Raw genomic sequence first — 16,593 nt, 5'->3', positions numbered from 1 at the left:
ACTGTTTGTGAAGCTAGCGTAATTAAGATTATTTTGCAATAAATCAGTTAGCTGCTTGGTATTGCTAATGCAAATATAACATTTTGAAATGCAGAAAAAGCATAATAACGAGTTGGCGCGAGAAAATTCGTTACCCAATTTTGGCTCGGTAATTTGTATTTTAAACTACATTTAATTAGTTGCGATCGCTCAAATCAAACTCGATCTAGCGAACGATCGCTCTCACTTTGATTTTTTCATATTTATGGGTAAAAATGTTCCTGAATGAATGTTAAAGTTGAGTGAGATAGTGGGTTACAAAACGGAAACTAAATTACTCGATCGAAAGTTCTGAAATTATCGCCCGTGTATAACCCACCCTACGATTAGATAACATTCTACGATCGCCACAAAAACTGAGAATCCGCCGCGATTCATCCGGCGGAGTGTCAAAACACCAAACGTAATTGCGCTGCTATATCGGCGATCGCTTTTTTCCCCGCATCTATTACCTGTGCCATCCCGACAAACCCGTGAATCGTGCCATCATATTGTTTTAGCTGTACCGACACACCAGCAGATTGCAATCGCACCGCATAAGCTTGCGCTTCATCCCGCAGGATATCGCATTCAGCCGTAATAATCAGCGCTGGTGGTAAATTGCTCAAATCTTTAGTTAATAGCGGTGAAGCGTAGGGATTTTGCCCATCGGTGGCATTTGCTAGGTAATGCTGCCAGAACCAAATCATCTCCTCCTTACTCAAACCGAATCCTTCCGCATATTCGCGGTAAGACTTTGTATCAAAACCATACTGAGTAACCGGATAAATCAGGACTTGATAAGTTAGTGCTGGCTGACCTCTATCCCGCGCCATCAAAGCGACTGCCGCAGCCAAATTGCCGCCGGCGCTATCTCCGACTACGGCAATGCGATCGCGATCGGCATTAATAACACCAGCATTATTTGCTACCCACATCGTCGCCGCATAAGCATCTTCCACCGCCGCCGGAAACTTGTGTTCCGGTGCCAATCGGTAGTCTACCGAGACTACTATGCAACCGACATCCTTAGCCAGAGAACGACAAGTACTATCCATCGCATCCAAATTACCCAACACCCAACCGCCGCCGTGAAAAAAAACCACCACCGGGAAAGGTGCCCTGCCATTTGGCACGTAAATGCGGATGGGAATCTCGCCATCTGGGCCGGGGATGGTACGATTTTCGACGCGGGCCAGGGCTAGGGGTCGCAAAGGTTTACCGCGCAGCTTGGCGGCTAGTTCCCTTGCCTGTACCGGGTCGAGAGTAGAAAGGCGCGGCAGTTCCATCTGTGCGATTAGCCGCAAAAATTCTTCAACTTGTCGATCGAGGGGCATTCGATTTTAGATTTTAGATTTTAGATTTTCGATTGATTTGAGTACCATTCATCTTAAGATAGATGGCAAATGCGCTTTTAAGTATCATCATATACAACAGTGAGAGTCAAATTGGATACGGCTCTGCAAGCCTTCCACCAAAACCTTTGGCTGTTTTTGCCAAAAGTTTTCTCCAGGTTTGAAAGAATGAGAATGCTGACATAAAATTTAATACATCGCAATAAAAACTAACTATTTTGAGGAGGCGAAAACAAGGACTTTTGTTTGGATCTTTGTTCGACAAAGCATTCTAGCGATCGGATCTGGAAGTTTTACTAACGCAAAAGTAAAAGGTATTGTGCAGTCCTAGATCTTGAGTTAGATAAGTAGGGTGGGCAATGCCCACCAAAATGGCTGTAAGCCTTTCGATACAGGTATGGTGGGCAATGCCCATCGTACAAATTATCTAACGATCGTAAATGTGACAAGGGCTGCTCTTGGCGTGGCAGCGTAATATTCGGAACAGACTCTCTCCAAATGAGCGTTCATTGGAGTAAGAAGTGAAACGAGTAGCGATCGCAGTCGGTCTTTTTAGCTTAGTAAGTAGCGCTATTGCCAGTTGCGCGACAAATCCCCAGAACACCCAAACTAGCAACCGTCGGAACACAGAACTTTCATCAGTTGCCGTCACAGTCCGCGACCTCGGCAACCCCTTTTTCGTCCAAATTGGTGAAGGTGCTGAAGCGGCTGCCAAGAAAATTGGCGGTCAGAATATCAGGACAACCCTTGTTTCCAGTGGAGACGACTTAAATCAGCAATTCAACCAAATCGAAAACTTCATCGCCTCAAATGTCAGCTTTATCATCCTTAATGCTGCTGACAGTAAAGGGATTGCTCCTGCTGTAGAAAAAGCTAAGCAAGCCGGAATTCCGATCGTTGCAGTCGATACCGCCGCCGAGGGAGGCGTCGATGCCACAGTTACTTCCAATAACGTGCAAGCCGGTGAAGTAAGCTGTCAATATATTGCCGATCGCTTAAAGGGTAAAGGCAGCGTTGTAATTATCAATGGCCCGCCTGTCACTTCCGTGGTCGAGCGAGTCCAGGGATGTTTGAGCGTATTCGCCAAATACCCAGGTATCAAGATTCTTTCCAAAGATCAAAATGCCGAAGGTAGCCGCGATGGTGGCTTAAGAGTAATGAGCGATTTGCTCATTTCATTCCCAAAAATCGATGCCGTTTTTGCTATTAATGACCCTACTGGCATTGGTGCAGAATTAGCCGCCAAACAAGCGAGGCGCAGCGAATTCTTTATTGTTGGTGTCGATGGCGCACCGGAAGCTAAAGACGCCCTCGAACAACAGAATAGCTTATTTGCCGCCACTGCGGCGCAAGACCCATTTAGCATGGCAGTCAAGGCAGTTGAAGTCGGAAACAACCTTCTCAAAGGCAAAAAGCCTGCCAATCCAAACATTCTAATTCCAGTCAAACTCATCACTCGCGAAAACGTTAAAGATTATAAAGGCTGGAGCAGTCAATAAAAACAATTTTGGATTTTGGATTTTGGATTTTGGATTTTGGATTGGCTCCGCCTTGAAAATGCGGATCTTAAAATTAGGATTTTTTTTGATGATAACCCTTGTAATGGGAGGTTTTAAACCGTTTGTATTCGGTCAAAAATCAAAATAAAACGTCTTTATTTGTTACTGACAAGAGGCGATTTTTCATGGTAAATATCCGGGAAACAGCAACTCAAACAAAACCCGTACTACAGATGCAAGGCATTACCAAAACCTTTCATGGCTTTACTGCTTTGCACGATGTCAACCTCACAATTTACCCTGGCGAAGTTCACGCACTCATGGGTGAAAATGGTGCAGGCAAAAGTACGTTAATGAAAATTTTGGCAGGAGCCTACATAGCCGATGCGGGAGAAATCCGAATTGACGATCGACCTATTAAAATGACCAACCCCGGTCAAGCCAGAGATTTGGGCATCGCCATTATTTATCAAGAAATCCATCTCGCCCCCAATTTGACAGTTGCCGAAAACATTTTTATGGGTCGAGAGCTTACAAAACATGGCGCGATCGATCGAGAAGGAATGCGGCGTAAGGCAGGTGAGATACTGGAAAACTTGGACGCGAGTTTTGATGCGGAAAACCTTGTTTCCACACTTTCAATTGCCGAACAGCAACAAGTGGAAATAGCTAGAGCGCTCAAAGACAAAAGTCGCATCCTGGTGATGGATGAACCCACAGCAGCGCTTTCAGAACGAGAGACAGAAAAACTTTTCGAGGTCGTTCGTCGGTTGCGGAATGAAGGCATCGCTATTATCTATATTAGCCATCGGATGGAAGAGATTTATGCGCTTGCCGATCGCGTCAGCGTATTGCGTGATGGCGGATACATCGGTTCTCTGGAAAAAAGGGAAATTTCTGCCCCTCGCCTCGTGGAAATGATGGTGGGTCGTCCTTTAGAAGATTTGTACGAACATAAACGTCAATCAACTGTCGGTCCCGTCGTACTTGAGGTAACAAATTTAAGCGATGGACGCAAAGTAAAGTTTGTCAGTTTTCAACTTCATGCAGGCGAAATTGTTGGTTTAGCAGGTTTGGTTGGCGCTGGTAGAACAGAGATTGCCCGTCTGATTTTTGGTGCTGACAAAAAGACGAGCGGTGAAATCAAACTGCAAGGTCGTCATCTCAATATTGCGACACCAGATGATGCGATCGAACAGGGAATTGCTTACGTTCCAGAAGACCGTAAAGATTTGGGATTATTTCTGGAAATGAGTTCTCATGAAAACATCATCATGAATGTTCTCGTCCGAGAAGCAAAAGCTGGCATTATCGACTCAAACGCACTTTCAAAAATTACGAATGATGCGATTAACAATTTGCAGATTCGTCTGGCCAGTCCGAGCATCAGAGCCGTGGATTTATCAGGAGGAAATCAGCAGAAATTATTGCTAGCGCGTTGGTTGGCAATTAACCCCAAGGTACTGATCCTAGACGAGCCAACGCGAGGTGTAGACATCGGTGCAAAAAGCGAAATTTATCGCATTATGGCCGAGCTAGCTGCCAAAGGAGTCGCCATTTTAATGATTTCCAGCGAACTTCCGGAAGTTGTGGGAATGAGCGATCGCGTATTAGTCATGCGTGCGGGACACCTCGTTGGTGAAGTGGGCGGTTCCACAGGAGAAAAGATTACCCAAGAAAACATTATGGCTTACGCCACCGGAGCAAGGGAGGTAGAAAAATCGTGAGTCAAACCCAAGTAAAAACTACCAGAAATCGAGAAAGCGATCGCAACAAAGCAGGCAAACGCGAAGCTTGGCGAAATTTTCTCCAAGTCGCCGGTATACTGCCAATTTTGCTCATCATTTGTATCGTTTTTTCGATTGTCACGCCCAACTTTCTTTCACTGGGAAATTTAATTAATGTCATTCGGCAGGCATCTATTAATATTGTCCTAGCTACTGGCATGACATTTGTGATTTTAACGGGAGGAATTGACCTTTCAGTCGGGTCAATTTTGGGCGTAACGGCAGTAGTTGCAGTGCTTGTTTCGTTAATTCCAGGTTTGGGTTGGTTCGCCGTACCCGCTGCTTTATTAGCGGGATTGTGTTTGGGCTTAATTAACGGAGCGCTGATTGCCTATTTGGGTTTGCCTCCCTTCATCGTCACCTTGGGTTCCTACACGGGATTGCGAGGTGTTGCTTATTTAGTTGCCAATGGCACTACAGTTATTAATCGAAATCTCAATTTTGCTTGGATTGGCAACAATTATCTCGGCCCGATTCCGTGGCTGGTTATTATTGCTTTGCTAGCAATTGTAGCTAGTTGGTTTGTCTTAAGAAGGACTGTTTTTGGGCGGCATATTTACGCTGTTGGCGGTAACGCACGGGCAGCGAGATTGACGGGAATTAAAGTCAGTCGGGTGCTGTTACTTGTTTATGGCATCAGCGGGTTGCTTTCCGGTTTGGGCGGTATTATGAGCGCGTCGCGTCTCTACAGTGCGACGGGTATGTTGGGACAAGGCTACGAACTCGATGCGATCGCCGCCGTAATTTTGGGAGGAACGAGCTTCACCGGTGGAATTGGCACCATCTGGGGAACCTTATTGGGAGCTTTAATTATTGCTCTCCTCAACAATGGATTAACCTTGATGAACATATCATTTTTCTGGCAATTAGTTGTGAAAGGTTTGGTGATTATTATCGCCGTGACTATTGACAGACTTCGCACCCGTTCTAGTCATGCTTGATAAATTTTGAATTTCATCGCAAGTAGATTGTAGGTTGGGTTGAGCAGCAGCGAAACCCAACACTATGGAGCTGGTTAGTTTCCTAACTTACTACTTCTAGCCCCTTTTCCCTCTCCACTCTTCCCTAGCCCCTAGCCCCTATCCCCTAACCCCTTTTCCCTCTCCACTCTTCCCTAGCCCCTAGCCCCTATCCCCTAACCCCTAGATAAATCCTATTCAATGAGAGGAAATTATTTATGCAACTTAAGTATTGCTCTTACAGATTGCTAGCTTTTCTACTAGCATCACCTGTACTATTTCTACTAACGCCATCTGCCACTTTAGCTACACCTAAAGACGCCTTTGCACAAGTAACCTCTGTCTCTCAACTCTCCGATGTGCAACCCACGGACTGGGCATTTCAGGCACTGCAATCTCTGGTAGAACGCTACGGCTGCATCGAAGGTTATCCAGAACGCACATATAGAGGTAACCGTGCGATGACGCGATACGAATTTGCCGCCGGATTGAATGCTTGCCTCGATCGCATTAGGGAACTGATTGGGACAGGAACGACAAACTTAGTTACTCAGGAAGATTTAGCAACTTTGCAAAGGCTGCAAGCAGAATTTACAACTGAATTAGCGACATTGCGCGGTCGAGTAGATACTCTAGAAGCACGCACAGCACAATTAGAAGCGAATCAGTTTTCTGCAACGACTAAGTTAAATGCGGAAATTATCGTTGCCGTAACAGATACCTTTGGCGATCGCGTTGGTGGTGGTGGCGATCGCACTAACACCATTGTTGCCAATCGAGGTCGATTAAATCTGGAAACCAGCTTCACAGGTCGCGATTTGTTGAGAACCCGTCTGGAATTTGGCAACTTTGGCAATAATATTGCCGAACAAACGGGTACAAATATGACGCGATTGAACTTTGATGGTAATGAAAATAATGACGTTACCATTCCTCACTTGCTGTATATCACCCCAATTACTTCTAATCTCTCAGTTACTTTCGGTACAGTTGGTATCGGTTACACAGATATTACGAACACTCTCACTCCGCCTACGATCGCCAGTGATAGTTTGGGAATTCCCTCCAAGTTTGGAGAATACAGTCCCCTTTACCGTCGCGGCGGTGGCGGTGGTGCGATTAACTGGAATATCAGTAAAGATCTGATTTTAACTCTCGGCTATTTAGTACCTGATGTCAATATTCCCACCCCAAAAAATGGACTGTTCAACGGTTCCTACCACGCTCTAGCTCAGCTTGCCTATTATCGCGATTGGGGAGCAATTGGTGTAGCTTATTCCCGTTCTTATGCACCCGGAGGAGAAGTGGATCTCAGTGCAAGTACGGGCAGTTTTTTAGCTTCGGGGCCGTTTGGCGATAATATTGCTACATCCAGCGATTCTGTGGGTATACAAGGATTCTATCACTTTTCTCCACACTTTCAAGTTCATGGTTGGGGGGTTTATACTCGCGCCAATGCCGAAAGTTCTGGGATGAGCAACGTTTCTAATGGTAGGGGTAGTGCGGATGTGCTTAATGTCGATCGCGGTGCGAATGCCGATGTTTTGTATGGTGCGATCGGTTTCAGTTTCCCAGATGTAGGAGGTGAAGGCAACTTACCGGGAATTTTGGTAGGTTTGCCACCGCGAGTTACTAGCAGCGATGTGCGCGATGAGCCAGATACATCATATCACATTGAAGCTTTCTATCGCTTTCAGGTGAATGACAACATTTCTATTACTCCTGGATTTTGGGTTGTGATTAATCCTGAAAATGATAGTTACAACGACACGCAATGGGTCGGGTTAGTTCGGACTAGCTTTAATTTTTAAGAGGCTAGGGGTTAGGGGTTAGGGGTTAGGGGAAGAAGAGCGTCGAATTAAGGGTTTCAGGAATTAAGAACGTTCATTATCCCTTCTTCCCCTAGTCCCTAGCCCCGACGCCCTAGTCCCTAGCTATAAATGCGTTCATTAATCGATTGAATCCGATTCAGTTTGCTCGCCAGGGAAAAAATCTTTTTCCAGAATCAGATCCAGGTTGTAAGGGCATTCTTGAGGGAAACAACTAGAATCTAAAGAAGTTTCGCGCACTGCCAAAGAAAGCGCATCGCTGTAAATTTCAACCACAGCATCGTGCAAGTAAGGTTTTAAACTAGGGCTTTCTTTTATAAGTTCTTTAATTTGATAACGTTGTTCGTGGATAGTGTTCGACCAACTCTTAGAACGCTTACCTCTTTGATATTCCCACTTCAGCAGATGCCCTACTAAAACCCTTAAGCGATTCCTCAACTCCCTGCGGTCTTGTTTGCCCAAAGATTCAATCTCCTCAACTAAATTCGGAACATCTAAACTATCCCAGGCACCATCTCGCAAAAACTTTGCTTGCTCGACAGTCCAAGCATAGAAATCCGTTTCGTACAAATCGGAAGATTTAGAGACACCCAATTGAGTTGGGGTCATAGCTCTAGCCTCCTTACGCCGATTCTTCAACCTTGCCCACCCATACCAATTTTAGCTTTTTTTAGATGAGTGAGGTACAGAGAAACCCGGTTTGTTGAAAAAACCGGGTTTCTGGAAAATAGGAAAACTTAATCCTGAAATACCATGATTTGACCGGAATAACAAGCTACCCAAACTTCTCTTTTTTGCGGATCGTAAGTAATGCCGATCGGATTGGGAGCAACGCGAACTTTTTGCAGTACTTTCATATCGGAAGTGCGAATTTTACTGACAGAACTTTCGTTGTAGTTAACAACGTAAAGCACTTGTCCGTCATCTGATATAATCATACTGCGGGGAGCGGAACCCGAATAAACTTTACCTACTACTTTACCTTGTGGCAATGCAATTTTGGCTATTTTACCTTCATTATTCAAAGTGGCGTAGATAAATTTTCCGGCAGGGTCTATATTCAAATGGCGAGGCGCTCGACCGATATTTCTCAGCCATTTCACGGAGTAATTTTTCAGGTCTACTTGAGCGATGTCAGAAGAACCCATGATGGCGACGTAGGCTTTTTGCGAATTGGCATCGACGACAATTCCACGCGGGTATGCACCCAGTTTAATTCGTTTGAATTCCTTATTTTTATTGGTATCGACGAGGCTCAAGTCCCAACTGCACCAGTTACTCACCAATACTAAGCGATTATCGGGTGTCGTGGCGACAAATTTGGGCACAGATCCGACTTGGATGACTTTTTCGATCTGAAGGGTTTTGGTGTTAATTCGATACAGGAAACTTTGGTCGAGTCTTGGCGATGGACTACAGCGATCGTTCCCTGGATTGCTAAAGCCACGACCGTACATTTGGTAGTTAGATACCCAGGCATATTTACCATCATGAGAAAAACTCGCTTCTACGGGAGCGCCTCGGTAATTGCCTTTGTATTTTAAATAACCGAATTTTGCTAAATCGACGTTATCCGGGATTTTTTTAACTAATTTATGCTCCCGGTTGTAGACGGTTATGGTGTGGCTGTACATCATGTTTTGGGCGAAAAACAAACCCTGACCGGAATGCACTACCGACTTGGGCGAAATGCCACCGGCGATCGTTTTTTCCAGCTTCATTCGGGTTTGCGTTTTCGGCTTTACCGCTGGTTTAGCAGCAGTTGTCGGGCGCGGTTTTGGTGCGGGTTTGTTAGTGATGGCGGTTGGTTGCTGGATGGGGGTTTGCTTTTTGGGCGCGGTTGCTTTTTGATTTTCGATTTGATATCGCACCGCTACTCCCAATGCGGCAATTAAAACCCAAATGATACCGCCCAACCAAAGCAAACGTACCCTTTTTTTGTATCTTGTCGTCAGCTTTTTTCGTTTCGGTTTTGCTTCGACGACGGGAAGAGTAATTACAGGTGGCGTTGCATTTGGCGTGGAGTCGGCGAGTGGCAATTCAATTGTCTGACTCCAAAGCGGCGTTTCGATGTTGGTTTGTCGCGCAACTACTCGCACATATCGAATGGGTACGATACCCAAGCGACTGATGCCTTGATAGATAAAATTGATACAGCCTTCTTGAGTGTATACTTGGTCGGATATTAAGGTAACATCCAGACAAGTTCCGTCTCGACTGACTGTAGCTGCGATACCTTTTTTCCAGACAACTTGGTTGATCAGGGCGGCGATCGCATCTGGATCTCCCTGTTGCGCTTGGGATAAAAGGGTTTGCAGAGGTGTTATTTGTTGAGTCACGGTGTATTAACCTAAACTGCATTAGCTGCCATTCTATGATTCAAGTGGCATCAAGTTAAAAAGGAAATATTCGTCGATCGCACATTGCCAATGAGTTCACAAAACTTATCGTTTTTTGCACAAATCCGAAAAAGCTACGATAACTACCGAGTGTGGTACGCTTGTCTCCTCTTGATTGGTTGTTTGCTGTTCACAGTTGCCATTTCCCTCTCTCAGGGTGCGGTGTATCTGAGTTTCGCCCAATTGTGGCAAGCGTTGCTGCATCAAGGCGATCCCATCAATCAAACTATACTCTGGGATTTGCGCTTACCGAGAACGATCGCAGCTTTAATTGTAGGTGCAGCTTTGGGGATGTCGGGTGCTTTGTTACAAGGGATGTTGCGAAATGGATTGGCAGACCCTTATTTGTTAGGAATTTCTGCCGGTGCGGGTTTGGTAGCTGTCGGTTTGGTAACATTGGGATTGTTCCAAGCTTGGTTGCCTTTGGCTGCTTGGATCGGTGCGATCGCGACAACCATGCTTGTATATTTTATCGCTCGTCGCAGTACCGGGCTTTCCGTGGAACGGTTGATTTTAGGGGGAGTTGCGGTTAGTTCGCTGTTTGGTGCAACGCAGTCAACTATTCTGCTGCTGGCAGATGATGGTAAAGTACAATTGGCGTTGAGTTGGTTAATTGGCAGTCTCAACGGGCGGGGATGGTCGGAAGTGAATGTGGCTGGCCCTTATGTGGCGATCGCATTGCTGGGCGGCTGTTTGTTGGCGAGGTCTTTGAATATTTTAAATTTGGGTGACGATTTGGCGGTGGGATTGGGAGTTTCGTTGATGCGATCGCGCTTTTTAATTGGCGGAGTCGCTACCCTACTCGCCGCCGGTGCAGTCAGCGTTGGCGGTTTGATCGGTTTCGTCGGTTTGATTGTACCTCATGGGGTACGGTTGCTGGTAGGTACAGATTATCGCTGGGTTTTACCGCTTTCTGCTTTAGGCGGTGCTTTTGTGTTGAGTTTCGCGGATATGCTATCTCGTTTGGGTGCGATCGAGTTGCCGGTAGGTGCTGTGACGGCTTTGTTAGGATCGCCTTTGTTTGTTTGGTTGCTTTCTCGCAGTAATCAGAGTCGATCGGAAAAATAAGTTTTTGGGATTTTTTTACCACAGATGAAGACAGATGAACACAGATGAACACAGATGTAGATTCAATCTGATTTTTTCCAGACAAAACAGATTACAGATTTTTTCATATCCATATAATATAAGTACATCTGACAAAATTATTTTATCTGTGTTCATCTGTGTTCATCTGTGGTAAAAAAGATTAAATTATGCCTTTGGAAGCTAAAGAATTGGTTGGCGGTTACAATAATTTGCCGATTATCCGCGAAATCAATTTAACTCTCCAATCTGGTGAGTGGTTGAGTTTAGTCGGTGCCAATGGTTCGGGTAAGTCTACTTTATTGAAAATCCTCAGTCGCATTTTAAAACCGCAATCTGGTATAGTAATTTTGGATGGGAAAGCTATTCACGAATTACCCCCACATTTGGTAGCGCAAAAGTTAGCAATTCTGCCGCAACAGCAAACGTTTCCTACTGGCTTAACAGTCAGGCAATTGGTGGCGTGCGGGCGATCGCCTCATCAACCTTGGTGGCAGTGGGAATTAAATGCGGAAGATAAACAAAAAGTGGAAGAAGCTATTGTCGAAACGGGTATCCAAGAGTTTAGCGATCGACCTGTGGAACATCTCTCTGGCGGGGAAAGACAGCGGGCTTTTTTGGCACTGGCGCTAGCCCAATCTCCCCAAGTGTTATTATTAGATGAACCCACAACTTATCTCGATATTAATTATCAACTGCAATTGCTAGAATTGCTCAAACAACTTAATGTGCAACAAAAATTATCGATCGTCACCGTATTGCACGAAGTCAATTTAGCCGCCCGGTACAGTTCCCGCATCGCCATGCTTAAACAAGGGCGTCTTTGGGATATCGGTACACCCGCCGCAGTCATCACCCCAGAAAATATCGCCCAAGTCTTTGGCGTGTCAGTCGCGATTTTGCAAACGCCTGTTGGACTGCAAATTTGTCCGATCGCAATAGCTAGGGGCTAGGGGCTAGGGGCTAGGGGCTAGGGACTAGGGGAAGAAGTGGCTATTATCAAACGTTTCCGGAATTAAGAACGTCCTAACTGCCTTGGCGGTTGCTGTATAGTTAATTATGCGATCGTTAAAGCTGAGTGGGATATGGGGAGAATTTCCGATTGTAAATCCCCATGCCCCATGCCCCATGTCCCATTCCCCATTCCCAAAATCATGTTGCGTCGTTACATATCCATCATTACCGCAATTTTATTGAGTTTAGTGTTAGTAGCTTGCACTGCTGCTACCACTCCATCGAATAACACTACAACTGACACCACTCCCAAAGTAGCCCAAAGAGTTATCACTCTCACTTCTCTCACATCCGATATTCTTTATCGATTGGATAAAACTAAAATTGTGGGGATGGTCGGTAGCAGATTGTTCGCTCAAGATAGCAGATTTCAAAATATCCCAAAAGTGAGCGAAGGACAGACACTACCGAATTTAGAAAAACTGATATCCCTCAAACCAGACCTCGTTATCGGTAACAAAGATTTTCACGCGCAAATATTGCCAAAATTAAAAGAATTGGGCATAGCAACTATTGGCGTAACGATTAAAAAATGGGACGATCTCACAGAAATAACTAAAACCGTTGCTGATGCGATCGCAGTCGATTCTACCCCACTTTTAACCCGCTATCAAACATTTCTAGAAAAACCTGCCGCTGCGTCCCCCTCCACTCTGGTGCTAGTCAGTCGCCAACCGATTTTATCCCCTAATAAAAATAGTTGGTCTGGCGATTTGCTGACAAAATTCGGCATTAAAAATATTGTCGCCGACTTACAGGCAAATAGTCCCCTTGATGGCTACTTTACCCTTTCAGCCGAAAAAATATTGCAGGCAAATCCAGAAGCAATTCTGATTGTAGACCAACCAAGTGGGAAGATTTCCGAACAATTCAAATCCGAACCTTTTTGGAGTAAGCTAAAAGCAACTCAAAACAACCGCATCTACGTTTTTGATTACTACGGTTTGGTGAATCCCGGCAGTCTCGATAAAATTGAAGAAACTTGTCAGAAATTAACAGAGGTAGTTAATAAAAATCGAGCGTGAAGCCTTCACTGTATGCGATTCGCTTTTTTTGTGGGCAGAAGGGCGATCGCGGTTTAAGTTTCTGGTTCATCACCTAAGAGTCGATCTATACTTTGAAGTGGTTGTTGAGAACAACGACGCACACGATGAATACGCACAATTCCTTGCTCTTGCTCAACTATTTAACTAACAGTAAATAAAATATTGAATTGCTTTTTATAGAGAAGTTGGCGTACCTCTATTCCCATATACTCACTTTCGATCGCCAAAGCACAACGCTTGGGAAAGTTTTCCAGCGTCAATATAATTTCATAACACCCTCTTACCCAGCGATAAGCTTTTTCCGGTGAATCTTTCTCGATCCAAAGAAAAATACTTTCTATATCAGCCACCGCAGTAGGAGATATTTCAATTCGGTAAGCCATATTTTTCCCGAAGTTCTGCAAATGCCTGCTTCAAAGGTATCCCTTTCCCTTGCTCAAATTCTTCAATACTTTTGCGGATACCCACAATAGACTCCAGCAACTCAATCTTATCGAGAAGTTGCTGGTAGCCTTCAGCATCTTGAACAACGGCAGTAGCTTTACCATTCACAGTCAGAACTATGGGTGCTTTAGTTTCTTTGAGTTTTGCCAGGAAAGCTTTCGCACCCCGTTGGAACTCTGAGAGAGGATAAATGTCACTCAGACTGAGCATAATATTTTCAAAAAATTATTTGCTAATTTCATGCTAACATTTGGCCATTGTTTTGTTTATTGTGCGATCGTCGGTACGATTTCAAGGTAAGGCAAGCAAGGCCCTTATCCCATAAGCTTTACAAGCTATTTATTAGATTTTATTATCACCACAAGTACGGGAGAGGCCATTTATCGATACAGTGCAGACGATGACGATACTGAGTGATATTCTGAAATAAGATCGATCGCCCACAACCAACCAAACCGCAAAACTCAAAGCCTCTCTCCTTGCAGGAGAGAGGTTTGGAGAGAGGTCTCCCCCATTCCATCAAAACAAACACAGATTAACGTGCATGGCAGAAAATACACCAAAACATATTTGGGTAATTACGGAAGAAACTGTATCGTTTGATACAGGAGCGAGAACGGGAAGCTACAGGGGTGGACTCATCACTAGAGATGATGATGATGACCCCGTGGAAGTGGAAATTGAGGTGGTGGACGCCGCGAAACCTGTGGAGGTGGAAAAACTCAAACGGGAGATGAAGGGGTTTTTGCAGGCGATGCGAGAAATCCTCGATGAAGCTGATGCGCCTAGTTCTAAAATGCAGTTAGATGAAGTCGAGTTATCGGTGGAAATCAACGGGGAAGGACAGGTGAAGCTGTTCGGAGTTGGTGGAAAAGCGGGAGGGAAAGGGGCGATGACTCTTAAGTTTAAGCGCAGGCAGAGCGATAATGGTTAATTGGGCGATTGTAGTTGGCATCAATAATTATCATCGTTCGCAAGATCTCAATTACGCTAAGCGGGATGCTGAGGCGATGCGGGATTGGTTTGTCAAGGAAGCTAAGTTTGAGAGAGTTTACCTATTTACCGAAGATTCCCCACCCATTTCATTTAGAAATGATAAACCTATCCTTACTCAACCGACTTACCTTAACTTGCGAACATTTTTGCGGGTGCAGTTTGAGAAACGTATCGATAAAAAAGAAAAAGATGAAAATAAACGGGAGAAAACTTTATTACAATCAGGAGATAATCTTTGGTTCTTTTTTGCAGGTCACGGTATCCGCGCCTTTGATGGTGATTACTTGATGCTGTTGGATAGCGACCCAGATGATATAGAACGGTCTGCTATTTCGGTTAATTATGTGACCGAACGTTTGCGTTCTTCTGGTGCTGGGAATGTGATTTTATTCTTAGATGCCTGTCGGAATGAGGGAGGTAGAAATTCTTTAGGTATTGGTGATGAAAAGCATCAAGGAGTCGTTACTTTTTATTCCTGTTATCCCAGTCAAAAATCTTATGAAATAAAGGAATTAGAACATGGTTCGTTTACAAAAGCTTTGCTAGAAGGATTGCGAATCCAAGGTGAAAATAATTGTGCAACTGTCGAGAGATTAGAGCGATATTTGCAGCAACGAGTTCCAGAAATCAATCAAAAATATCGTCAACCAACGCAGTTTCCTTATGTTAAACCAGAACCGGGCAAGAAACTCTACTTAATTTTGCTCCCGAAATTTGCCAATTTTCAAGATATAATTACTTTAAAAAACAATGCTTTCAAAGCAGAGATAGAAGGAGATTTAGAATTAGCGGAACAATTATGGACGCAGTTGGTTTTATCTTTTTCGGACTCAGAAGCTTTAGCGGAATTGAAAAGGATTTGGATAAAACAACTGTCTTCGGTTTCCGTTTCAGCACCAGTAACTCAAGCAACAGGTTCTCGGTCGCATTCGGAACTTGATGACCGAACTGATTGGTTTGAATTTGAAGTAGTGCAGGTGAATATTAAAGGTGAAATCGAGAAAAGAGAAAAGCAGAAAGCGAGATTTTTTACGGAAGATTTAGGTAATGGTGTCACTCTAGATATGGTTTATATTCCCGGTGGTACTTTTACAATGGGTTCGCCGGAAAGTGAAGAAAGATATGAAGGATATGATGGACGAGAAGAACCTCAGCATCAAGTTACAATTAAACCCTTTTTTATGGGAAAATATCCCATTACTCAAGTACAATGGAAAGCAGTAGCTTCGTTACCCCAAGTAAATCGAGAACTAAATCCAGATCCATCACGTTTTAAAGGTGAAAATCTTCCAGTCGAAAGAGTTTCGTGGTATGATGCAGTAGAGTTCTGCGATCGCCTCTCCCAAAAAGCCAAACGGGAATACCGCCTACCCGGTGAAGCTGAATGGGAATATGCCTGTCGCGCCGGAACGACTACACCATTTCATTTTGGCCAGACAATAACCGCCGATCTAGCCAACTATGATGGCAATTATACTTACGGTCAAGGCCCAAAGGGAATTGACCGCGAAAAAACTACCCCTGTTGGCAGTTTTAATGTAGCTAATGCCTTTGGTCTATTTGATATGCACGGCAATGTTTGGGAATGGTGTGCTGACCATTGGCATGATAACTATGGGGACAAGCCTAATAATATAACTATATGGTTATCTAGTGATGGCAACGAATTACGACTGCTGCGCGGTGGTTCGTGGCTCGGCCTTCCCGCTTACTGCCGTTCGGCTTCTCGCAACAGCCTCGATGCGGGCTACAGTGCCGACGGCCTCGGTTTTCGGGTTGTGTGTGCTGCGGCGTGGACTCAGTAGCCCTTTATACTTTTGCCCTCTTGCCCTTTTCCCTTTTTTCCTTTACCCTCTCCGCCGAAGGCGGTAAAAAATTTTTTTGAAAAATGAGCAATGAGCGAGTTACCAATTATCCAGAAAACCTACGATTTAATCAAGTGGTATGTCCCGATTCTGAACCGCCTACCCCGCAGCCATAAGTTTATGTTGGGGGACAGAATGATTACCGGACTGTACGATTTGCTGGATGCACTTATTATAGCAAAATATTCTGCCGATAAACTAACTTTGTGAGAACACCAAAATTATATTTGAACTCTTCTCCAACCCCTCTCCTGCAATGAAAGGAGAGTAAAAGATTAGGTACGTAGTTGGGTTAG

General features: G+C 44.5%; 14 protein-coding genes and 1 pseudogene. 10 read left to right on the top strand and 5 right to left on the bottom strand.

The window, feature by feature from the left end; genetic code table 11:
- Nucleotides 1–428: 428 nt before the first annotated feature.
- A complete protein-coding gene (locus H6G03_RS02445; RefSeq protein WP_190461719.1) occupies nt 429–1,355 on the bottom strand; it encodes an alpha/beta hydrolase in 927 nt (308 codons plus the stop codon).
- A gap of 539 nt (nt 1,356–1,894) precedes the next feature.
- Here H6G03_RS02445 and H6G03_RS02440 point away from each other — a divergent pair.
- From H6G03_RS02440 to H6G03_RS02425, 4 genes are all read left to right on the top strand, one after another.
- Nucleotides 1,895–2,872 carry an ABC transporter substrate-binding protein gene (locus tag H6G03_RS02440; protein WP_190461717.1) on the top strand — a complete coding sequence of 326 codons (978 nt, stop codon included), beginning with the start codon at nt 1,895–1,897 and terminating at the stop codon, nt 2,870–2,872.
- 185 nt (nt 2,873–3,057) lie between these two features.
- Nucleotides 3,058–4,599: a sugar ABC transporter ATP-binding protein gene (locus tag H6G03_RS02435; RefSeq protein WP_190461715.1), complete on the top strand. Its 1,542-nt coding sequence runs from the start codon at nt 3,058–3,060 to the stop codon at nt 4,597–4,599.
- Nucleotides 4,596–5,600 carry an ABC transporter permease subunit gene (locus H6G03_RS02430; protein ID WP_190461713.1) on the top strand — a complete coding sequence of 335 codons (1,005 nt, stop codon included), beginning with the start codon at nt 4,596–4,598 and terminating at the stop codon, nt 5,598–5,600. Before H6G03_RS02435 ends, H6G03_RS02430 begins: the two co-directional genes overlap by 4 nt.
- A gap of 236 nt (nt 5,601–5,836) precedes the next feature.
- The gene (locus H6G03_RS02425) at nt 5,837–7,429 is read left to right on the top strand and encodes an iron uptake porin (protein ID WP_190461711.1); all 1,593 of its coding nucleotides are present in this window, start codon (nt 5,837–5,839) and stop codon (nt 7,427–7,429) included.
- A gap of 138 nt (nt 7,430–7,567) precedes the next feature.
- Here the strand turns inward: H6G03_RS02425 and H6G03_RS02420 are convergent, their stop codons facing one another.
- Nucleotides 7,568–8,056 carry a DUF29 domain-containing protein gene (locus H6G03_RS02420; protein ID WP_190461709.1) on the bottom strand — a complete coding sequence of 163 codons (489 nt, stop codon included), beginning with the start codon at nt 8,054–8,056 and terminating at the stop codon, nt 7,568–7,570.
- A 128-nt stretch (nt 8,057–8,184) separates the two neighbouring features.
- A complete protein-coding gene (locus H6G03_RS02415) occupies nt 8,185–9,786 on the bottom strand; it encodes a YncE family protein (RefSeq protein ID WP_322111837.1) in 1,602 nt (533 codons plus the stop codon).
- A 90-nt stretch (nt 9,787–9,876) separates the two neighbouring features.
- On the opposite strand from H6G03_RS02415, the gene H6G03_RS02410 reads away from it, so the two are divergent.
- The 3 genes from H6G03_RS02410 (at nt 9,877) to H6G03_RS02400 (ending at nt 12,971) form a co-directional block, all read left to right on the top strand.
- Nucleotides 9,877–10,914, top strand: coding sequence for a FecCD family ABC transporter permease (locus tag H6G03_RS02410; protein WP_190461707.1), 1,038 nt, complete (start codon nt 9,877–9,879; stop codon nt 10,912–10,914).
- 188 nt (nt 10,915–11,102) lie between these two features.
- Entirely contained in the window at nt 11,103–11,885 is a 783-nt protein-coding gene (locus tag H6G03_RS02405) for an ABC transporter ATP-binding protein (RefSeq protein ID WP_190461705.1), read from the top strand.
- A 168-nt stretch (nt 11,886–12,053) separates the two neighbouring features.
- On the top strand, nt 12,054–12,971 hold the full coding sequence (locus tag H6G03_RS02400) for an ABC transporter substrate-binding protein (protein ID WP_242057173.1): 918 nt from the start codon (nt 12,054–12,056) through the stop codon (nt 12,969–12,971).
- 161 nt (nt 12,972–13,132) lie between these two features.
- Here H6G03_RS02400 and H6G03_RS02395 read toward each other — a convergent pair whose 3' ends face one another.
- A complete protein-coding gene (locus tag H6G03_RS02395) occupies nt 13,133–13,375 on the bottom strand; it encodes a type II toxin-antitoxin system RelE/ParE family toxin (protein ID WP_242057172.1) in 243 nt (80 codons plus the stop codon).
- Complete coding sequence (locus H6G03_RS02390) at nt 13,359–13,646, bottom strand: type II toxin-antitoxin system Phd/YefM family antitoxin (protein ID WP_190461703.1); 288 nt, start codon at nt 13,644–13,646, stop codon at nt 13,359–13,361. Before H6G03_RS02390 ends, H6G03_RS02395 begins: the two co-directional genes overlap by 17 nt.
- Before the next feature lie 334 nt (nt 13,647–13,980).
- Between H6G03_RS02390 and H6G03_RS02385 the strand changes: the two genes are divergently transcribed.
- The 3 genes and pseudogenes from H6G03_RS02385 to H6G03_RS02375 form a co-directional block, all read left to right on the top strand.
- Nucleotides 13,981–14,370 (top strand): Pepco domain-containing protein, encoded by a 390-nt coding sequence (locus H6G03_RS02385; protein WP_190461701.1) that lies wholly within the window; start codon nt 13,981–13,983, stop codon nt 14,368–14,370.
- Nucleotides 14,363–16,237, top strand: a complete 1,875-nt coding sequence (locus H6G03_RS02380; protein WP_242060283.1) for an SUMF1/EgtB/PvdO family nonheme iron enzyme — start codon at nt 14,363–14,365, stop codon at nt 16,235–16,237. Before H6G03_RS02385 ends, H6G03_RS02380 begins: the two co-directional genes overlap by 8 nt.
- A 90-nt stretch (nt 16,238–16,327) precedes the next feature.
- A pseudogene (locus H6G03_RS02375) lies at nt 16,328–16,501 on the top strand (diversity-generating retroelement protein Avd); the annotation flags it as partial.
- Nucleotides 16,502–16,593 lie beyond the last annotated feature (92 nt).

Origin of the sequence: Aerosakkonema funiforme FACHB-1375 (genome assembly GCF_014696265.1) — a bacterium.
GTDB classification, from domain to species: domain Bacteria; phylum Cyanobacteriota; class Cyanobacteriia; order Cyanobacteriales; family Aerosakkonemataceae; genus Aerosakkonema; species Aerosakkonema funiforme_A.
This window is presented reverse-complemented; position numbering and strand designations above follow the sequence as displayed.

Coding starts and splice junctions, on each gene's coding strand:
- H6G03_RS02445 (WP_190461719.1), bottom strand. CDS start 1,355: ATGCCCCTCGATCGACAAGTTGAAGAATTTTTGCGGCTAATCGCACAG.
- H6G03_RS02435 (WP_190461715.1), top strand. CDS start 3,058: ATGGTAAATATCCGGGAAACAGCAACTCAAACAAAACCCGTACTACAG.
- H6G03_RS02425 (WP_190461711.1), top strand. CDS start 5,837: ATGCAACTTAAGTATTGCTCTTACAGATTGCTAGCTTTTCTACTAGCA.
- H6G03_RS02420 (WP_190461709.1), bottom strand. CDS start 8,056: ATGACCCCAACTCAATTGGGTGTCTCTAAATCTTCCGATTTGTACGAA.
- H6G03_RS02410 (WP_190461707.1), top strand. CDS start 9,877: ATGAGTTCACAAAACTTATCGTTTTTTGCACAAATCCGAAAAAGCTAC.
- H6G03_RS02405 (WP_190461705.1), top strand. CDS start 11,103: ATGCCTTTGGAAGCTAAAGAATTGGTTGGCGGTTACAATAATTTGCCG.
- H6G03_RS02400 (WP_242057173.1), top strand. CDS start 12,054: ATGCCCCATGTCCCATTCCCCATTCCCAAAATCATGTTGCGTCGTTAC.
- H6G03_RS02395 (WP_242057172.1), bottom strand. CDS start 13,375: ATGGCTTACCGAATTGAAATATCTCCTACTGCGGTGGCTGATATAGAA.
- H6G03_RS02390 (WP_190461703.1), bottom strand. CDS start 13,646: ATGCTCAGTCTGAGTGACATTTATCCTCTCTCAGAGTTCCAACGGGGT.
- H6G03_RS02385 (WP_190461701.1), top strand. CDS start 13,981: ATGGCAGAAAATACACCAAAACATATTTGGGTAATTACGGAAGAAACT.
- H6G03_RS02380 (WP_242060283.1), top strand. CDS start 14,363: ATGGTTAATTGGGCGATTGTAGTTGGCATCAATAATTATCATCGTTCG.